This window comes from Paraburkholderia sp. BR14320 (assembly GCF_040948665.1).
Classification (GTDB): Bacteria; Pseudomonadota; Gammaproteobacteria; order Burkholderiales; family Burkholderiaceae; genus Paraburkholderia; species Paraburkholderia youngii.
On record NZ_JBFPKG010000007.1, the window covers coordinates 212,883 to 230,206 of the forward strand.

The following is a 17,324-nucleotide window of genomic DNA, read 5'->3' on the forward strand; positions in this document are numbered from 1 at the left end:
CCTTCTGACCTTCTGACGGCCGCGTGAGCGTTCAGCGCCCACCGGCCGGATCACGCCCCGGCCGTGACCGGATGGCATATCTCCGCAGGCAGAGAGAACCGGAACAATGCACCGCCTCGCTGATCGGTACTCGCCCACAACCGTCCGCGATGCGCGCCGATGATCAACCGGCAAATCGCGAGCCCCATGCCGAGACCGTCGGCCTTGCTGGTGTAAAAAGGCTCGAATACCCGCTCGCAAATCTCCGGCGACAGACCCGGTCCCGAATCCCGCACCTCGATCAGCACAGAACCGGCACTGTCGGTTCGGGATCGAATCCACAGTTGGCGCGGCGTATACATCATGTCCTTCATCGCCTCGATTCCGTTCATCAGCAGATTGATCAGCACCTGCTGCAGTTGCACGCGATCTCCGGTCACCAACGGCATCGACGGTTCGAGTTCGATACGAAGCTGAACGTGGTGGCGGACTATTTCGCCTTGAAGCAGTACCAGCGATTGCTCGATCAGATCATTCAGATCCACCAGCGTGGCGTCCGGCGAGCTCTTCTTCAGCAGCGCGCGCACGCCCGCGATCACCGCACTGGCGCGGTGACCGCCTTCGACGATCCGCTCCACCGTCTCCTTCAGTTCGCCGAGATCGGGCGGCGTGCGGGCCAGCCAGCGCAGCGCCGCCTTCGCGTCCGTGATGATCGACGCAAGCGGCTGATTGACGTCGTGCGCGATGGAGGCGGTCAGCGCATTCAGCGTGGTCACGCGCGTGACGTGCGCCAGATCCGCCTGCACCTGCTGCAAGTCTTCCTGAGCGCGCTTGCGCTCCGTCAGATCCAGCACGAAGGACACACCTTGCTCGCCGCTCTCGTCGAAATTGGCCGAGCCCAGAAGAACCGGTACATGGCTGCCATCGCGATGAAGGAACTCGGTCTCGAATGGCGGCACGGTACCGTTCAGCTTGAACGCCTCCGCGATGCGCGTGTCGCCGTTCAGCCAGCCCGGCGCGGTCAGGTCGGTCCAGCGCAGGCGCTGCGATAGCAGATCGTCGCGCTCGTAGCCCACCATGCGCAGAAACAGGTCGTTGGCTTCGAGAATCCGGCCGTCCAGATGCCAGATCCATATGCCGATGATGTTCGCCTCGACAAGGCGATGAATCCGCGCTTCGCGCTGCCCCAGATCCCGGTATAGCCGGGTATTTTCGACTGCGATCGCGGCCTGTGAAGCAAGCAGCTTCAGCACGGCCGTCCGCGCTGGTACGAAAAGCCGCGCCGCGAGATTGTTCTCGAGGTAGAGCACGCCGATCAGCTTGGCTTGCGTCAGAAGCGGCAGGCACAGCACGGATCGGGCGCCATGCCGGCGGACGTACGGATCGCCGACGAACAGGCCTTCGACCGACGCGTCGTCGAGAATGATGTTCTCATTGGTCCGCAGCACGTAGTTGAGAATCGCCACGGGTATCGTATCGGGTTCGATCGGGCCGTCGCGCAAGGATACGATCACGGCATCGCCGGCCGTGGTCGCCTCGGCCGCGACGCGCGGCTCGCCGTCGCGGATCAGGAGCAGCAGGCCGCGCTGTGCGCCGGCCTGCTCGATCGCGGTACGCATCAGCGTATTGAGCAGGTTTTCGAGGACCACCTCTTTCGATACCGCCTGCGAGACGGCAATGACCGTCGCCAGATCGAGATGTTCGACCGGCGCGCCGATCGCGCCGCCCGCGGTGCTCATCCGCCCGGTTTCCCGCAGATAGGGGTAGCGGGCTTCCAGCTGCTGGACTTTCCCGAGCGCTCCCCAGCACAGATAGCCCTGCCGGGCATCCTGCATATAGACGCGGGCGATCTTTTCGAAGCCGCGCTCCGCATAGAACAGTGCCGCCAGTTCGTTGGCAAGCGCCTGATGATGGATCAGGTCATGGTCGCGCGCGAGACCGATTGCCTCTTCGTAGAGCTGCATCGCGTCGGAAGACCGCTGTTCGAGGCGAGCGATCTCCGCGCCGACCAGCGCGGCCTGGCTGCCGAAGTTCGGCTTGCAATGTTCCGCCCACAAAGACAATTGCTGATGATGGGCCGCCAGAATCCGCAGGTTATCGGACCCGGGCTGCTGAAGTTCGGCGTGGCAAAAGGCTGCACGCGCGAGTGCCGCATAAAACTGATACTCGGCCTGCTCGTAAAACGACGGTGACGTCCAAAGCAGAGCCTCGGCGCGTTCGGCCGCGGCGCGAGCCGAAATCGCATCGCCCGCGAAGTAGCGCGCCTGCAGCTTGCGAATCCAGTACCAGCAGAACGCAAAGGACAGACTCGGATTGCTGCCGACCCGGCTCTCGAACTCCGCCTCGCTGAAACTCGCGTCGTCGAACACACCGAATGCCGGCGCGAGGCCCGCCAGCGTCCGCACCAGTTGCAGTTGCGGAATCATCCGATCGACGCCGAGACCGAAAGCCGTCTGACGCGCGAATTCGACGCTCGCCTCCGCTTCGCGTTGCACCTCTCCGAGCGGCTCGCCGCTTGCCAGCGAATGAGTCAGCAGGTTGTTGCGAATGAAGCACGCAAAGGTTCGGTCCGCGAGCTTCTCGGTCACATCGATCGCACGCTGCAGGATGTCCCGGGCGTTTCGGATCGGCTCGGTCCATTGCATCACGTGCCCGCCGAACACCTGATAGACGCGCGCCCGGATACGATCCTCGCCGTCCCGCTCAGCGAGCTGGAAACCGAGCCGGCCAAACCGGAAACCCGCCTCGCTGTGCTCGCGTTGCGGGACCAGAATCATGCTCAGCCAGGCGTACCCGAGGCATGACGCCTCGCCATTGCCGTATTCCAGACTGAGGTTGACCATCCGCCCAATGACGAGCGCGCGCAGTGAAGCGTCCGTGTACCAGGCGGGCGGCATCAGCGCGGTCAGGACCGCCATGGTGCCGGCGGCAACGGGATCGGTCATCTTCGGCAAATCGAGCAGAGACTCGATCGGCCGCTCGCCGAGCCGGCTCCAGATACTGTCGTATTCTCGTTGCACTTCGCCCGCGGACGGCTGCGAATCCCATGCAACGCCGGCACACCGCAGATATTCCAGGCCCACCTCGACCGCGCGCTCGCGCCGCCCCAACGCCATCAACAGTTCGAGTCGCAACTGCGTGACCGCGGCGAGATCGGGTAGCCCGATTGCCCTCTGGGAAAGCGCGTGAAGCCGCCCTTCCGCCGCGTCGGAAGCACCCGTCAGGAACTCGCTCTCCGCGCGCCGCAACTCGAGCATGAAGACGAGTTCAGGGCGGGTTTCCCACGCGTTTTCCCCCAACAGCGCGCTGCCGGTGGTGAAATGCGTCAACGCCGCGAGGTAAGCCGCGGATGCCATTGCGCGGCTGCCAGCGAGAAGATTCAGTTCGGCGAGCCGCTCCCGCTCGCCGGCCTCGGTAATCAATGCCGCGCCCCGGTTCAACTGGCCCACGATATCGAACACCAGCTCCCGCGCATGGCCGGGCGACAACTCCGCCACGAGGCGCCGGCCGATCGCGAGATGCGCTTCGGCGCGCGCCCATGGCGCAATCAAGGCGTAGGCCGCCTCGTGCACGCGGTCGTGCAGGAATCGATAGGACGCGTCTTTGCGCAACACGAGCCCCGCGGTAACCGCTGGTCGCAGCGCTTCATCGAGATCCGCGAGCGTCCCGTGGCGCGCGGTGACGAGAACGTCGACCGGCACTTCGTTGCCAACGCACGCCATCAGCTTCAACACGTCCTGGGTTTGCTCGGGAAGACGTCCCAGCCGGGTCAGCATCAGGTCGACGACGTTGTCGGTGAATCCCTTCGCGCGAATCTGATCGAGATCCCAGGACCAGCGGGCCGTCCGGTGGTCGAACACGAGCATGTCCTCGTCCAGCAGCGTGTTCAGAAAATGAATCGCAAAGAACGGATTACCGGCCGTCTTCTGCTGCATCAATTCCGTCAGCGCCGCGCTGCTTTGCACGTCGCAACGGAGAACATCCGCGACGATCTGGCTCATCTGATCGCTGCGAAGGCCTTCGAGCGCGATCGCGCTGACTCGGTTTCCTGCCCCGCGAATCGAGGCCAGGCATCGTGGCAATGGATGATCCGCTGCAATTTCGTGGTCGCGGTACGCGCAGACGAACAGCACGTGTGTGAGTTGCGGATGCGTCGCAAGGTGCTCGATAAGATCGAGGGTCGCCGCGTCGAGCCACTGCACATCGTCGAGAAAGAGAACCAGCGGAGACTCGGCACGCGCGAACGCGCCGATCAGGCTGCGGAACGCAAGCTGAAAACGATGGCGGGCGTCCTGCAAAGGCAGATCGTTGACGATCGGCTGTTGCCCAAGGATCAGTCCGATTTCGGGAATCAGCGTGGCCAGCAGACTCGCGTTGGGACCCAGCGCGTCGTCGAGCACGGCGCGCCACGAAGCCAGTTCGGTTTCGCTGCACGCGAGCAGCGGGCGGATCAGCGTCTGCAGCGCTAGCGCGAGCGTCGAATAGGGTATTTCACTGCGGTACTGGTCCACTTTCCCGCTGGCAAACCGCACGCGCTGCGTGGCGATCTGCCGCTGAAATTCGGTGACCACGGCGGTCTTACCGACTCCCGCATAGCCCGAAATCAGAACGAGTTCCGGCCAGCCTTCCCGCTCGACGCGATCGAAAGCCGCGAGCAGCGTTGCGATTTCCGGCTCGCGTCCATAAAGGCGCGCAGGAGCCATCAGGCGATGCGCGAAATCCTGTTGTCCGAGCGCAAAGGTTTCGATGCCTCCATCGGCGGTCTGGCTCGCGCGGCAGCGGCGCAGATCCGCTTCAAGACCCGCCGCGCTTTGATAGCGTTCATCGGGTGTTTTGGCGAGAAGCTTCAATACGATGTCCGACAGAGCGACGGGAATCGTCGGCACACGTACGACTGGCGAGGCTGGCTGCCGGGCGAGATGGCTGTGCACCCAATCCGCCGTATCGCCGGCGCTGAAGGGCAATACGCCCGTCAGCATCTCGTAGAACATCACGCCGAGCGCGTATAGATCACTGCGAGCGTCCACCGGCCGGTTCATACGTCCGGTTTGCTCCGGCGCCATGTAAGCGAGGTTGCCCGTGACCGCACTGATTTGTGAATGCGCTTCGGCACCGCGGGAAAGCCGCGACGCGACGCCAAAGCCAGTGATGGCTGTCGTTCCGGCCGCCTCGTCCGTGAAGATATGTGCGGGTTTCAGATCCCTGTGGATCAGGCCGCGCTGATGAACCTGGCTCAGCGCCGAAGCGATGCCGATCGCACGGTCCAGAAACCGGTCCGTCTCCATGGCGGTGCCCAGCAGCGCCGTGAGCGGCTCACCGCCCGGATCCCTCAGCAGCAGCACGGTGTGGCCATGTTCTCGCAGCAGCTTCAGTGGCGTGGCGGCCCAGGCGCCGGCCAGATCGTCCCTCAGTTTGTACTCGTGCGTCAGGCGCGCGGCGCTGGAAGGATCGGCGCGCGATGCGGAAATCCACACGGCCAGCACCTCTTCGCGGCGACCGTCGGGCGCGAGATGCCAGCCGCGGCCGAGCGCGCGATCGCCCTCTTCGAGCACGAACTGCAAATACACCTTGTCGCCGGAATTGAAAAAGAAGGACGGGCTCATCAACGGACTCTCGCACCTTACCGAGGAAGCTCACGCACTCGATCGGGTGCGATCGGGAAGTGGCGTGCCGAAATGGTCTTCGGGAATGTCGGCGGCATTATGCCAGCCGGTTTCAATTCCCAAGCGCAGTCCAGTCCAGAACCTGAAGAGTTCTGAACGGCAGCTTAAACGTCCTGCCCGCGACGAAACTTTAAGAACGCTTCATTAGGCATCGAGCCGGTTCGAATTCGAGAATGAGTAAGGCGCACGTTGCGCAACCTTCAACCACCCGAAGCAACCACTATGGATACCCAATCTTCAGTCTTCCCTGCCGCTCGACACCGCGAATGCTCCCGCGCGGCGCCGACCGTCTTCGCATGGCTCGCCGCACTGCTGGTTGCCCTGCATGCCGCGCTCGCGCATGCGGCCGCGCCGCAGGTCGGCACGCAAGGCCCCGGCTTCTATCGCATGATGCTGGGCTCCTACGAAATCACGGCGCTGCTCGACGGCACACATCCATTTCCCGTCGATACCGTGATGACGGACGTGCCGCGCCGCGTGATCGACCATGATCTCGCGGAAGACGATCTCGCGTTGCCGCTACAAGGTTCGATCAACGCGTTTCTGATCAACACCGGCAGCCAGCTGATCCTGATCGATACCGGCGCGGGCGTGCTTTACGGCGATTGCTGCGGCCATCTGCTCGCGAACCTGCGCGCCGCCGGCTACCAGCCTGAACAGGTGGACCAGGTGCTGCTCACGCATATGCACAAGGACCACGTTGGCGGCGTGATTCGCGACGGCCAGATGGCATTTCCCAACGCGGTTCTGCGCGTGTCGCAACGGGAGGCCGATTACTGGCTCGACGCCAGCAACAAAAAAACCGCGCCGTCGTTTCTGAGTTCGTTCTTCGATTCAGCGGCGCAATCGGTGGCCCCCTATATCGCGGCGGGACGTTTCCGGCCGTTCGACGGCAACGCCGCGATCGCGCCCGGTATCAGCGCACTCGCCACGCCGGGTCACACGCCGGCACATACGGGCTATGTCGTGAAAAGCGGGCAGCAGACGCTGATCGTGTGGGGCGACATCATCCATGTCGCGGACATCCAGTTGCGCGACCCAAAGGCTTCCGTCGAGTACGACTCGGACGCCGCCGCGGCCAGGCAGTCCCGCCTCGCGTTGCTCGACCGTGCGGCGCGCGAACATGACGTGATCGCGGCCGCACATATTTCGTTTCCGGGTCTCGGGCACGTGCGCAAGGAGCGCGGCAGCTACGTGTGGATTCCGCTGAATTACGATGCGGACCCGGCGAGCCACGCCGCGACCGCCGTCAAGGCGGCGCCCTGAAGTCGACGCGCGAGCGCGCGTCAGAGAAAGCGCCCGGGACGCTGGCATCAGCGCCCGGCGCACGGCGCTCAGCTATTACGCGCCGGGTAAGCCCGCATCGCGGACGTGCGGATCATCGCGTCCGCATTGACCGCGTCGGTGCGACCACATGGTTTGAAGATTTCGTCCCCACGGCTGATCGGCTCACCGCTCAGCGCGCAAACGCCCGACTTGCGGGCGCGCACCAGACGCCACAGCTGTGCGCCGTAATAGCAATTCGTCGAATCGCGCCACTCGATCGTGGCGCTCGTCATGGTGGGCCGTTCGACCACGATGATGGTCGCGTGACCGCCCCCGGCTCGCGTGGCCGAGCGATCGGCATCGCGAAGCTTCCTCGAGAGAGACATCTGCTGTTCATCGTCAGTCCGCTCGGCTCTCGCCAGCGATCCTACGATTCGAGCCCACGTGTCCTGTACTTTCACTTCTACGAACATCGTCGTCACTCCGTCTCCGAACGTCTACCGGGGGATCAAATGCGCGGCTGAAACCGGACCGCCAGCTCAGGCGGTCGCCGCAAACTCGAGCAGATCGCGGTTCAGGCGTTCCGCGTGGGTCAGCATCAACGCATGCGGAGCGCCGTCATAGATGTCGAGTGTGGCGCCTTTGACGAGCCGCGCCGCCGCGCGCGAAGTCAGATCGAGCGGCGCGGTCTGATCGTCGCCGCCGTGAACGAACCACGTGGGGATATCGATCCGCGCGAGATCGGCGTGGAAATCCGTGGCCGAAAATGCCGTCACGCAGTCGATCGTCGCCTTCAGTGAAGCCTGCATCGCCATGTTCGAGAACCAGTCGTGCACCGGCTTCGTCACCATCGAATCGGGCCGGTTGCCGCCCGTCACGAGCGGGTTGAAGGCATCGACGAAACTCGCGCGGTCGCGGCGCAGCGCGTCGCGCATGCCTTCGAACACCGCCGGGTCGACGCCCTCCGGGTTGTTCTCGCTACGCTGCAGGCCCGGCGTCACCGATCCGATGAACACCGCCCTCGAGACGCGGCGGGCCCCATGTCTTGCGATGTAACGCGCCACTTCGCCGCCGCCCATCGAAAATCCGACGAGCACCGCATCCTCGAGCGCGAGCGTCTCCAGCACCGCGTGAAGATCGTCGGCGAGCGTGTCGTAGTCGTACCCTGACCACGGCTGATCCGAGCGGCCGAAGCCGCGGCGATCGTAAGCCACGGCACGAAACCCGTGCGCGGCGAGATGCAGCATTTGCGGGTCCCACATGTCGGCATTGAGCGGCCAGCCGTGAATGAACACCACGGGGCGTCCCGCGCCCCAATCCTTGCAGTAGAGCGACGTGCCGTCGGCCGTGTCGATAAATTTCATCTGCGTTCCCTCATTCGTTTGAACGTGCTCGCGGCAAGCTGTGCGCGAGCCGCGTGCTTACCAGCTAAACTTTGCTTCCACGCCGACGTAGTCCGCGTTGCGCGCGCCGAGCGCGCGGATCGAATCGCCGACTTCGAAGTGCACCGCTTCGAGCGCGAGCGCGACGTTGTCGTTGACGCTCCAGTCCGCTCGAACCTGCGCGTACATGCCGGTCCAGAGATTGCCCTTGCCTGCCGTGCCCGGCACCGTCGCCATGCCCTGGCCGTAGATCGCATCGGCCGTGGTGTCGCGCCACTGGAAGCCGAGCGCGGTGAGCAGCGTCACCTTCGGCGCGAGCCTGAAAGTGACCGACGGCTTCACATGAATCAGGTTGCTGTAGCCGGTGTAGCCCGCGAGCGTGAAGTAGTAGCCGTTGGGAAAGAGCGGATTGAACGTCCCGACGCGGCCGTCGCCGGGATGCCGGTCGCCCGACGCGCCGTCCACCTGCACGCCGATGCGCGGCTTGCCCGGCAGAGCGGCGAACGTGTAGCCTCCCAGCGCGCCGAATGCCCACGCGGCGATCGTGTCGGTACCCACGTGGCCGGTTTGCAGCATTGCTTCCACGTCCCAGTCGAGCGACGCGTTTTTGCCCGTGTAGCGCGCATCGAACACATCGCGCCGCTCGGTGCCGGCCGCGTCGAGAAACCGCGCGTTGTCGCGCGTATAACGCGACCAGTAAGCGGACAGATCTCCCGGCCCCACGCTCGCGCGCTCCACCCGCAGGCCACTGAACGTCAGGTGACCGTTCGACACGTCGTCGAAAACCCGCTCGTCGCGATACTGGACCGGCTGCGTCAGATAACCGATGAAGCGCCACTTGCCTAGCTCGTAGTCGGCCCACAGCGCATCGAACGCCTGGCGCACGTTCGGACCGTCGCGCACCGAAACGAAACGCTGCAAGTCGAACGCCATTTCCTGACGGCCGACGCGCGCCTTGAAGGTACCGCCCCCCACTCCACCGACGAACGCGATGAACGCCTGCTCGGTGTCGAGCGGATTGCGGTCGACGGGCGTGACCGAATCCTTGCCGAACGGCCGCGCGTCGACGAACTGGAAGAAGGCCTGCACGTGCGAGCCGAAGCGCGCGTCCGCATGCACCTCGGCACGCTGGATCACCCAGCTGTCCGGCGTCTGGCTCCCGAGGCCGAACAGTGGCGTGTTGTTCAGTTCGAAGCGCTCGCGCAGATTCGCGCCCAGCGACAGATACCAGCTTGGGTCGCCCGACAGCGGGATGTACTTCAACGCATCGAGCGGCTTGCGCGGCACGCACGGATTCGCGAGCGCACTCCAGTCCTCCTGCCAGCGATTGAACGATGGAACCGGCCGTTGCGCATCGCAGGCGACGGACGATGCGGCCACCGCCTGCGCGGTTTGCGCATGCGCCGCGCCCGCCTGCAACCCTGCGCACGTGGCGAGCGCGGCGACCATGACGTTCGTGCGCACCGCGCGCGCGAGCTCCGTCCTGCGTTTGGCGCGTGATAACTCGCGAGTTCTCATGCCAGTCACTTCACGCGCTGATGCAGTTCCGCAACGTAGCCGCCCGGAAACTCGACCATCGCCGTGCGGCCTTCGACGTTTGGTGCCGGCGCCGCCAGCACCTTCACGTTGGCGGCCTGCGCCTTTGCGAGCGTGGCGTCGAGATCGCCCACCTCGTAGCCGGTGGTTTCGCGGCCATACGGGTACGGCAATTTGCCGTCGGTCACGAACACCAGCATGTTGCCGAAGCCCGACCGGATTCGCGCCCGGCGGATCGTCTCGCCCGGCTTGCCGATCTCCGCGCCATCCGCATGGCGGTTATCGGAAACGATCTTGCCGTGCGAGAAGCGCACGAAGCGCTTGATGAAGTCCTGCGCCTGGTACTTCGACACATAGACGCGGTTGTCCGGCACGTATTCGAGCGCCGCATACGACGGCGCCCTGGTGTGCCAGTACAGCTGCATCGTCAGACCGCCCGGCCACTGAATGATCGCGTCCTTGCCGATCGGATCGTCGAACGGTTCGACGACTACGTCCGCGCCCGCTGCGTGCGCGGCACGCACGGCCTTGTCGATATCGGTCACCAGGTAGCCCGTGCGTTCGTTGCCGAACGGGTAAGGGACCGCCGTCTGGAACGCGAATACCGACAGCATGCCGACCGGCGTCTGCACGTATTGCGAAGCGGTTTTGCTCGCCGTGGGCGTGACCGTGAACACCGCGCGCGGCGAGGCCTTGCCGCCGAAGGTCGCGACGAAGCTGCTGACGAATGCGTCGATGTCTTCGTTCGACACATAGACGTGCGTGGTGTCGTATTGCGGACCCACCGAGACGACCGGCGCAACCGCCGACGTGGGCGAAGCGAGCGGATACTGGCCGTCATCGGCGAAAGCCGGAGCACCGGGCAGCGCCGCGCCGAGCATCGCGAGCGCAATGGTTAGCGCTCTCAAGGGACGATCGAGACGAATGAGTTTCACGTGAGGTTCCTGTTGAAGAAAATGTGCGGTCGGCCGGGCGCTCAGAGCGTGCCCTTCGAATCGGCCTTGCGGCATGCGAGCGTCGCCACCAGAGCGAGCATCGCGAGCGGCAGCAACAGCGCCCAGAACGACGCGGCGAGCCATCCCGCCGCCCCTGCGCCCGCGCCGGCCGCGAATGCGAGCACCGGCGGCAGCGTGGTCGCGAGGCGGCCCCGCGCGATCGCGCGTTCCGCCTGGCTGGTGCCCGGCGCGAACAGATCGAACACGTCGATCACGGCCTGCGTGACATTGCCGGTCATCACGGTATTGGCGACCACGCTGCGCGCGGTCAGCCGGCCGTGCGCGTTCTGCACGCCCATCGAGGCCGCGCCGAGCAGGCCGCAGGCAATCGTCAGCGGCGCGTCCGCGTTGACGATCGGTACCGCAAAGAGACCCGCACCCATGAACGCCGCGAGCAAGACGATTTGCAGAAAATAAAGCGCGCCCACGCGCACGCCATGCGTGCGCTGACGCAGCCTGTCATCGAACAGGCGCGCGCCGACGATACCCGCCACGAAGGCGGGAAACGCGAGCCACTTGATCAGCAGTCCGCTGCCCGCGCCCGCGAGCCCCGAACCGATCAGAATGAAATTGCCGGTGACGTGCGCCGTGAACAGCCCGAACAGCGCGACGAATCCGAGCGTGTCGACATAACCGGCTACGAAAGCGAGCACGGCGTTTTCGCCGCGCAGCGGCTCGAGCGCCGCCTTCGCCTGCGGCGAGCCCAACTCTATGGCTGCTTGCTGCATGACGAGTCGACCTTGTTGGCGCAAGTGGCGACGGCCTCGTGCGGCGCGCTCGAAGTTTGCGCCTGCGGTGCGCGCCATTGCGCCTGTACGAATGGAATCGCGTGTTCACCGATCACGATGCCGAGCAGGCCGGCCAGCGCGATCAGCGGCGGTGCGGGCGACTGCACGCGCGCGATGTAATAGAGCAGACCGACCACGAGGCCCGCTCCCAGCGAGATCAGATATGTCATGTTGCGATCCTCGTGCTTCGCGTCCGCGCGAGGCGGACGCGCGCTATACAGCCGTTGGCTTAATGACCCGCGGTCGCGATGCTCAGACGGTTGGTCACGCCGGTGACGCCCGCGACCTGCTGCGCATGCTGCTGCGCGAGGTCGATCTGCGCCGCTTCGGGCACGGAACCTTCCAGCGTGATGGCGCCGGACTTCGCGACAACCGTCATGTGCGAAGCGTCCACGCCGCCTGCCTTGACGATCGCCTTGCGCACGCTGGTGGCGAGATGGCGGTCGACGGCACGCTCGGCCTTCTTTTCTGCCTTGCGCTGTGTGTTGGCCGGATCTTTCGGCGCGGCGGGATGCGCCTGAACGGACGGTGCGTAAGCGACTGCCGCGTCGTCGGCGAACACGCTGCCCGCGTAGCCCGTGAACAGAACGATGGCGGCGAGTGCCGCGGCCGGCTTGAGTTTCGAATGCAGTTTCATCGAGTCGATCTCCTTGTTGTTGGGCGAACCATTGGTCGCCGTTAAAAGTTTGACGTGCGCGCGTCTGCGGGAACGTCCCGGTTCAACGTGATCCGGTAGCGCCCCGCTCCGCCGATCGCGACCGTGCCGAACAGGATCAGCAGCATCCACGCGAACTGAGCCTGCTCGAGACTCCAGTCAGGGTGCACGAGCGTGAGGGCAACCGCGGTGACGACGAGAATCGGCAGCGCGGCGAGCCGCGTGAAAACGCCGACGATCATCAGCACCGGACACACGACCTCCGCGAAAATCGCGAAAGCCAGCGTGAAAGCGCTGCCCAGGTGCAGCGGATCCTCGATCGCGCCGAGCTGCGCCCCGATGTGCAGCACCTTTGGCAAGCCATGCACGATCAGCAGAAGCACGCTCGCGCTGACGCGCAAAAACAGCAGCGCGACATCGGCGGCGTTGGAAGTATCAGGACGTTTCATCGTAGTTTTCATCGCAGGTCTGCGCGGCCCGGAACGCGAAGCAGCTCAAGCCGCTTCGCTTGCGTGTTCGCCGAGGATCTGCTTCGCGTAGCGCACGCCGATGCCGTACGCGCTGTGCGCCTTGAAGATGTCCATGCAGCCTTCGTAGGTCTCGCCACGGGCCCAGTCGCGTTGCAGTTCGCACATGAACTGCAGCGAGGTCATCGGCACCGCGCCGGCCTGGATCACGCGCTGGATCGCGCGCTCGTGCGCTTCTTCCGTGATGTCGCCGCATGCGTCGGTCGGCACGTAGATCTCGAAGCCTTCCGCGAGCATCTGAACGGTCGGGAACGCCACGCACACTTCCGTCCACAGACCGGCGATCACGATCTTCTTGCGGCCCGTGGCCTTGATCGCCGCGCGAAAGCCCGCGTCTTCCCACGAGTTCATCGAGGTGCGATCGACCGGCTTGATCTGCGGGAACACCTGCTGCACTTCGGGCAGCAGGTGGCCGCTGAACGAGTCCGCGGCGATCGTCGTGAGGACCGTCGGTACCTTGAACAGCCTGGCGGCCTTCGCGAGGATCTGCACGTTGTGCAGGACGGTGGTGCGCTCGTGCGAGTGCGTGCCGAAGAACATCTGCGGCTGGTGGTCGATCAGCGCGAGTGCGCAGTTCTCGGGGGTCAGCAGTTCAAAAGCCATGGTTGCTCCAGTGAGGTACGAGTGCGGATAAGCGATGACGCGCGCAGCGGTCATCGAACGGGTGGAGATTACGGATCGCGCGCCTTAAAGTCCTTGGGAAAACCTGAAGCGTTATGAACGCTTCAGGTCAGCCGAGGCGAGCGCGCGAGAGCGGGCTTCAGCCCTTCAGGAAGGCGAGCAGGTCCGCGTTGACCTGGTCGACGTGCGTGCTGCACATGCCGTGCGGAGCGCCCGCATAGACCTTCAGCGTGGCGTTCTTGACGATCTTCGCGGAGAGCTTCGCGGAATCGTCGATCGGCACGATCTGGTCGTCATCGCCGTGCAGAATCAGCGTGGGCACGCTGATCTTCTTCAGGTCTTCCGTGTAGTCGACTTCCGAGAACTGCTTGATGCACTCGTACTGGCCTTTGATCGAACCGGCCATGCCCTGGCGCCAGAAGTCCTGCACCAGACCTTGCGAGACCTTTGCGTTGGGACGGTTGAAGCCGTAGAACGGCGTCGCGAGATCCAGATAGAACTGCGAGCGGTTCGCGGCCACACCCGCGCGGATGCCGTCGAATACCGACATCGGCAGACCGTTCGGGTTGTTCGCGGACTTCACCATCTGCGGCGGCACCGCACCGATCAGCACGGCTTTGGCAACACGCTTCTCGCCATGGCGACCGATGTAGTGCGCGACTTCGCCGCCGCCCGTGGAGTGACCGACCAGCATCGCGCCCTTCACATCGAGCGCGTCGAGCACGGCGGCCAGATCATCGGCGTAGGTATCCATGTCGTTGCCCTCGGAGGGCTGGCCCGAGCGGCCATGGCCGCGACGGTCGTGCGCGATCACGCGGTAGCCCTGATTCACGAGGAACAGCATCTGTGCGTCCCACGCGTCGGCGCTCAGCGGCCAGCCGTGCGAAAACACCACCGGCGTGCCGGTGCCCCAGTCCTTGAAGTAGATCGGCGTGCCGTCCTTGGCGTTCACATAGCCGCCGCCATGATGATGGCCCGTGCCATGCGCGTGCGATGCGCCTGCCGCTCCCGCGTTGCTTGCCGCGCCGGCCGCGTTGGCGGAAAAGCTGGCCATGGCCGCCGCGGCACCCGCCATGCCGGCGCCGGCGGAAAGCAGGCGACGGCGTGTGGTCGAAGGAATGGACTTATCGATGTTCTGCGTATTCATGGTGCTTCTCCGTCGTTGCATCGCTGTGCGTGTGGTTAGCGATGAGGTTCGCATTTGCGTGGAAAGCGACGCGGCGCGGACCTCGACTGGATCGAGGAGCGCCGCATGCAGGACGAAGCTTAAGAACGCGACTCTTCAAAGTCCTTGTGGCGATCTGAAGAGTTCTGAAAATGCGAAAACGCGCGGTGAATGCGGCATCGAAGGTGCGACGACTCTAACTTTTGTCATCGCATGGAAATATTTTTGCGGGTGAGAGCCGACTGGCGGCCGTGAACTCACCACCGCTGCGGCTAGATCGGGTGCTGCCCGATGCGCGCTTCAAGAAACTGCAACAAGGCCCGCACTTTCGTCGAATGCCTGCGATTGGGCAGGTATGCCGCATGGACCACGACATCGCCACTCTGCGGCGTCACCTTCCAGTCAGCGAAGCATCGCATCAGGCGGCCGGCATCGATGTGTTCGTTCACCAGCCAGTCGGGCAATAGTGCGAACCCCTGCTCCGCCAGGACTGCTTGAAGGAGCATATCGAGGCTGTTCGATATCAGTCGCCCGCGCACGTTGACCTTTTCAATTTCCTCCCCGCGCGTGAACGTCCAGATCTGGCGTGCCCGATAGCTTCCGCCATAGGCGATGCGCAGACATTCGCGTTCGGCGAGCTCGGCTGGCTCCTCGGGCATTCCCGCCTTTTTCAGGTACTCGTGGGCCGCAACCACGAAGCGCGGATTGTCGGCCATCTTCCTGACGATGAGATTAGGGTCGCCGCTGGGCAGCCCAATTCGCACAGCCACGTCGATGCGATCGAGCGCGAGATCCACGAAATGATCCGCAACGACGACGTCCAGCGCAACGCGAGGATATTCACGCAGGAAAGCGGCGAGGTGCGGCGCGAGGACGATGCGGTTGTACGTGGACGGCACCGTCACGCGCAATGCGCCAACGGGCGCCGCGCCGCTGTCCAGCACGCTTTCGTCGGCCTCGGCAAGCTCGTCGAGCAGCCTGGAAATCTGCTCGACATACGCCGCGCCAGCATCGGTCAGGCTGACACGCCGCGGGGTTCGCGTCAGCAGCGCGGTGCCGAGCGAGTCTTCGAGTGCGTCCATCAAACGCGTGACCGACGATGTTGCCACGCCCAGACGCTGGGCGGCTTTCGCGAAGCCGCCGGCATCAGCCACTTCGAGCAGGGTGTTGAGCGCGAGCAATTTGTCCATGCGGGGGATTATGCCAGCGGAAATCGGGCGGTTCGCACTCTGCGTGCCTTCATCAAGCGCAAGGATTAATGGCGGGCTCAGGACTTTTCAGGTGCGTGATGGCAGCCTACCGTCATCATGACCTTGGCTGTCGAGCGCCGCTCCTCGCGTTGCGTGGCGCGCAACGGGGGATTGCGTGCCGATCGTATTCCGCATGCATCGGCTCGCGCCTAACCTTGGTGCAGTCGCGAACACCAGTTTGGCTGTCGCACAACCCGACGCCAAGCCGCGGACTGCATAGCAAGTCGAAAGGCCCAGTCGTCAAATAATTTCTTCGCTCAAGGAGCCATCATGTCCACTCCCTCGCGCACGCTCGGCGGCAACGAGCGGCCCGTCAAGCTCACCCAGGGACTCATTGCACTATTCGCATTCAGTTGCGGCGCGATCGTTGCAAACCTGTACTACGCGCAGCCGATTACCGAGCTGATCGGTCCGGCGCTGCATATGTCGGGTGGCACGGCGAGCCTGATCGTTTCGCTCACGCAGATCGGCTACGCGCTCGGTCTGTTTTTCATCGTGCCCCTGGGCGACCTGCTCGAGAACCGCAAGCTGATGATTACGACCGCGGTCGTGTCGATCGCGAGTCTCGCCGCCGCATCGCTGATGCACACGCCCAGCTGGTTTCTGCTGATGTCGCTGCTGATCGGCTTCAGTTCCGTGGCCGTGCAGATCCTGATCCCGCTCGCGGCGCACATTGCTCCTGATCATTCCCGAGGCCGTATCGTCGGTACGATCATGGGCGGTCTGCTTCTCGGCATCCTGCTGTCCCGACCGCTGTCGAGCATCGTCGCGGACCACTTCGGCTGGCGCGTCGTGTTTGCCGCGGCCGCAGTCGTGATGGCGCTCGTGACGACCGTGCTCGCGCTGACGATTCCGCGCCGGCAACCGGACCATAGCGCCACGTATTCCGCGCTCATCGGCTCGCTGCTGGTGCTCGTGCGAACCATGCCGGTACTGCGCCATCGTGCGCTCTATCAAGGATTGATGTTCGCGTCATTCAGCCTTTTCTGGACTGCGGTTCCGGTTGAGCTCACGCGCCAGTACGGCCTGTCACAGTCGGCGATCGCGCTGTTCTCACTGGTCGGCGCAATCGGTGCGACGTCGGCTCCCGTCGCAGGTCGACTCGCGGACGCGGGACATTCGATTCGCGCCACTTTTTTGGCGCTGATCGTGGCCGCGTTGTCTTATCTGCCGGCACTCGTCCATCCGGCGTCCGGGGTTTTCGGCCTCGTGGTTACCGGGATTGCGCTCGACTTCGCCGTGCAGATGAACATGGTGCTCGGCCAGCGGGAGATCTACGCGCTGCATGCGGCAAGCCGTAACCGCCTCAACGCGCTGTACATGACGAGCATCTTCGTTGGCGGCGCGATCGGGTCCGCGCTTGCGAGCACGCTCTTCGAGCGCGGTGGGTGGCCGTTGGTCGCTGGCGTTGCCCTTGCATTCCCGCTGCTTGCGCTCGTCCACTTTCTGCTGGTTGGACGGCCGCACGCTCTCGGCGAGCGCTAGATCCAGGCACGT

Annotated in this window: 14 protein-coding genes; 2 read left to right on the forward strand and 12 right to left on the reverse strand. The window is 64.4% G+C overall.

Annotation, left to right across the window (positions count from 1 at the left end; genetic code table 11):
• Window positions 1-50: 50 nt before the first annotated feature.
• Window positions 51-5,582, reverse strand: a complete 5,532-nt coding sequence (locus AB3X89_RS10275; RefSeq protein ID WP_368583171.1) for an AAA family ATPase — start codon at window positions 5,580-5,582, stop codon at window positions 51-53.
• A 282-nt stretch (window positions 5,583-5,864) separates the two neighbouring features.
• On the opposite strand from AB3X89_RS10275, the gene AB3X89_RS10280 reads away from it, so the two are divergent.
• Window positions 5,865-6,908, forward strand: coding sequence for an MBL fold metallo-hydrolase (locus tag AB3X89_RS10280; RefSeq protein ID WP_368583172.1), 1,044 nt, complete (start codon window positions 5,865-5,867; stop codon window positions 6,906-6,908).
• 68 nt (window positions 6,909-6,976) lie between these two features.
• Here the strand turns inward: AB3X89_RS10280 and AB3X89_RS10285 are convergent, their stop codons facing one another.
• The 11 genes from AB3X89_RS10285 to AB3X89_RS10335 all read right to left on the reverse strand — a co-directional run bounded on the left by AB3X89_RS10285 (window position 6,977) and on the right by AB3X89_RS10335 (window position 15,767).
• Window positions 6,977-7,294, reverse strand: coding sequence for a DUF3331 domain-containing protein (locus tag AB3X89_RS10285; protein ID WP_368583173.1), 318 nt, complete (start codon window positions 7,292-7,294; stop codon window positions 6,977-6,979).
• Between the two features lie 153 nt (window positions 7,295-7,447).
• On the reverse strand, window positions 7,448-8,272 hold the full coding sequence (locus tag AB3X89_RS10290; protein WP_368583174.1) for an alpha/beta fold hydrolase: 825 nt from the start codon (window positions 8,270-8,272) through the stop codon (window positions 7,448-7,450).
• A gap of 57 nt (window positions 8,273-8,329) precedes the next feature.
• Window positions 8,330-9,808 (reverse strand): alginate export family protein, encoded by a 1,479-nt coding sequence (locus AB3X89_RS10295; RefSeq protein ID WP_368583175.1) that lies wholly within the window; start codon window positions 9,806-9,808, stop codon window positions 8,330-8,332.
• A gap of 5 nt (window positions 9,809-9,813) precedes the next feature.
• Complete coding sequence (locus tag AB3X89_RS10300) at window positions 9,814-10,761, reverse strand: VOC family protein (protein ID WP_368583176.1); 948 nt, start codon at window positions 10,759-10,761, stop codon at window positions 9,814-9,816.
• Between the two features lie 41 nt (window positions 10,762-10,802).
• On the reverse strand, window positions 10,803-11,549 hold the full coding sequence (locus AB3X89_RS10305) for a YoaK family protein (protein ID WP_368583177.1): 747 nt from the start codon (window positions 11,547-11,549) through the stop codon (window positions 10,803-10,805).
• Entirely contained in the window at window positions 11,531-11,779 is a 249-nt protein-coding gene (locus tag AB3X89_RS10310) for a DUF1427 family protein (RefSeq protein ID WP_368583178.1), read from the reverse strand. Before AB3X89_RS10310 ends, AB3X89_RS10305 begins: the two co-directional genes overlap by 19 nt.
• Window positions 11,780-11,838: 59 nt before the next feature.
• Entirely contained in the window at window positions 11,839-12,246 is a 408-nt protein-coding gene (locus AB3X89_RS10315) for a BON domain-containing protein (RefSeq protein ID WP_368583179.1), read from the reverse strand.
• A 41-nt stretch (window positions 12,247-12,287) separates the two neighbouring features.
• Complete coding sequence (locus AB3X89_RS10320) at window positions 12,288-12,713, reverse strand: DoxX family protein (RefSeq protein ID WP_368583180.1); 426 nt, start codon at window positions 12,711-12,713, stop codon at window positions 12,288-12,290.
• 45 nt (window positions 12,714-12,758) lie between these two features.
• On the reverse strand, window positions 12,759-13,394 hold the full coding sequence (locus tag AB3X89_RS10325) for a hydrolase (RefSeq protein ID WP_013092691.1): 636 nt from the start codon (window positions 13,392-13,394) through the stop codon (window positions 12,759-12,761).
• A 157-nt stretch (window positions 13,395-13,551) separates the two neighbouring features.
• Window positions 13,552-14,559: an alpha/beta fold hydrolase gene (locus AB3X89_RS10330; RefSeq protein WP_368583181.1), complete on the reverse strand. Its 1,008-nt coding sequence runs from the start codon at window positions 14,557-14,559 to the stop codon at window positions 13,552-13,554.
• A 290-nt stretch (window positions 14,560-14,849) separates the two neighbouring features.
• Window positions 14,850-15,767 carry a LysR substrate-binding domain-containing protein gene (locus tag AB3X89_RS10335; protein WP_368583182.1) on the reverse strand — a complete coding sequence of 306 codons (918 nt, stop codon included), beginning with the start codon at window positions 15,765-15,767 and terminating at the stop codon, window positions 14,850-14,852.
• A 330-nt stretch (window positions 15,768-16,097) separates the two neighbouring features.
• Between AB3X89_RS10335 and AB3X89_RS10340 the strand changes: the two genes are divergently transcribed.
• Window positions 16,098-17,312, forward strand: coding sequence for an MFS transporter (locus AB3X89_RS10340; protein ID WP_368583183.1), 1,215 nt, complete (start codon window positions 16,098-16,100; stop codon window positions 17,310-17,312).
• Window positions 17,313-17,324 lie beyond the last annotated feature (12 nt).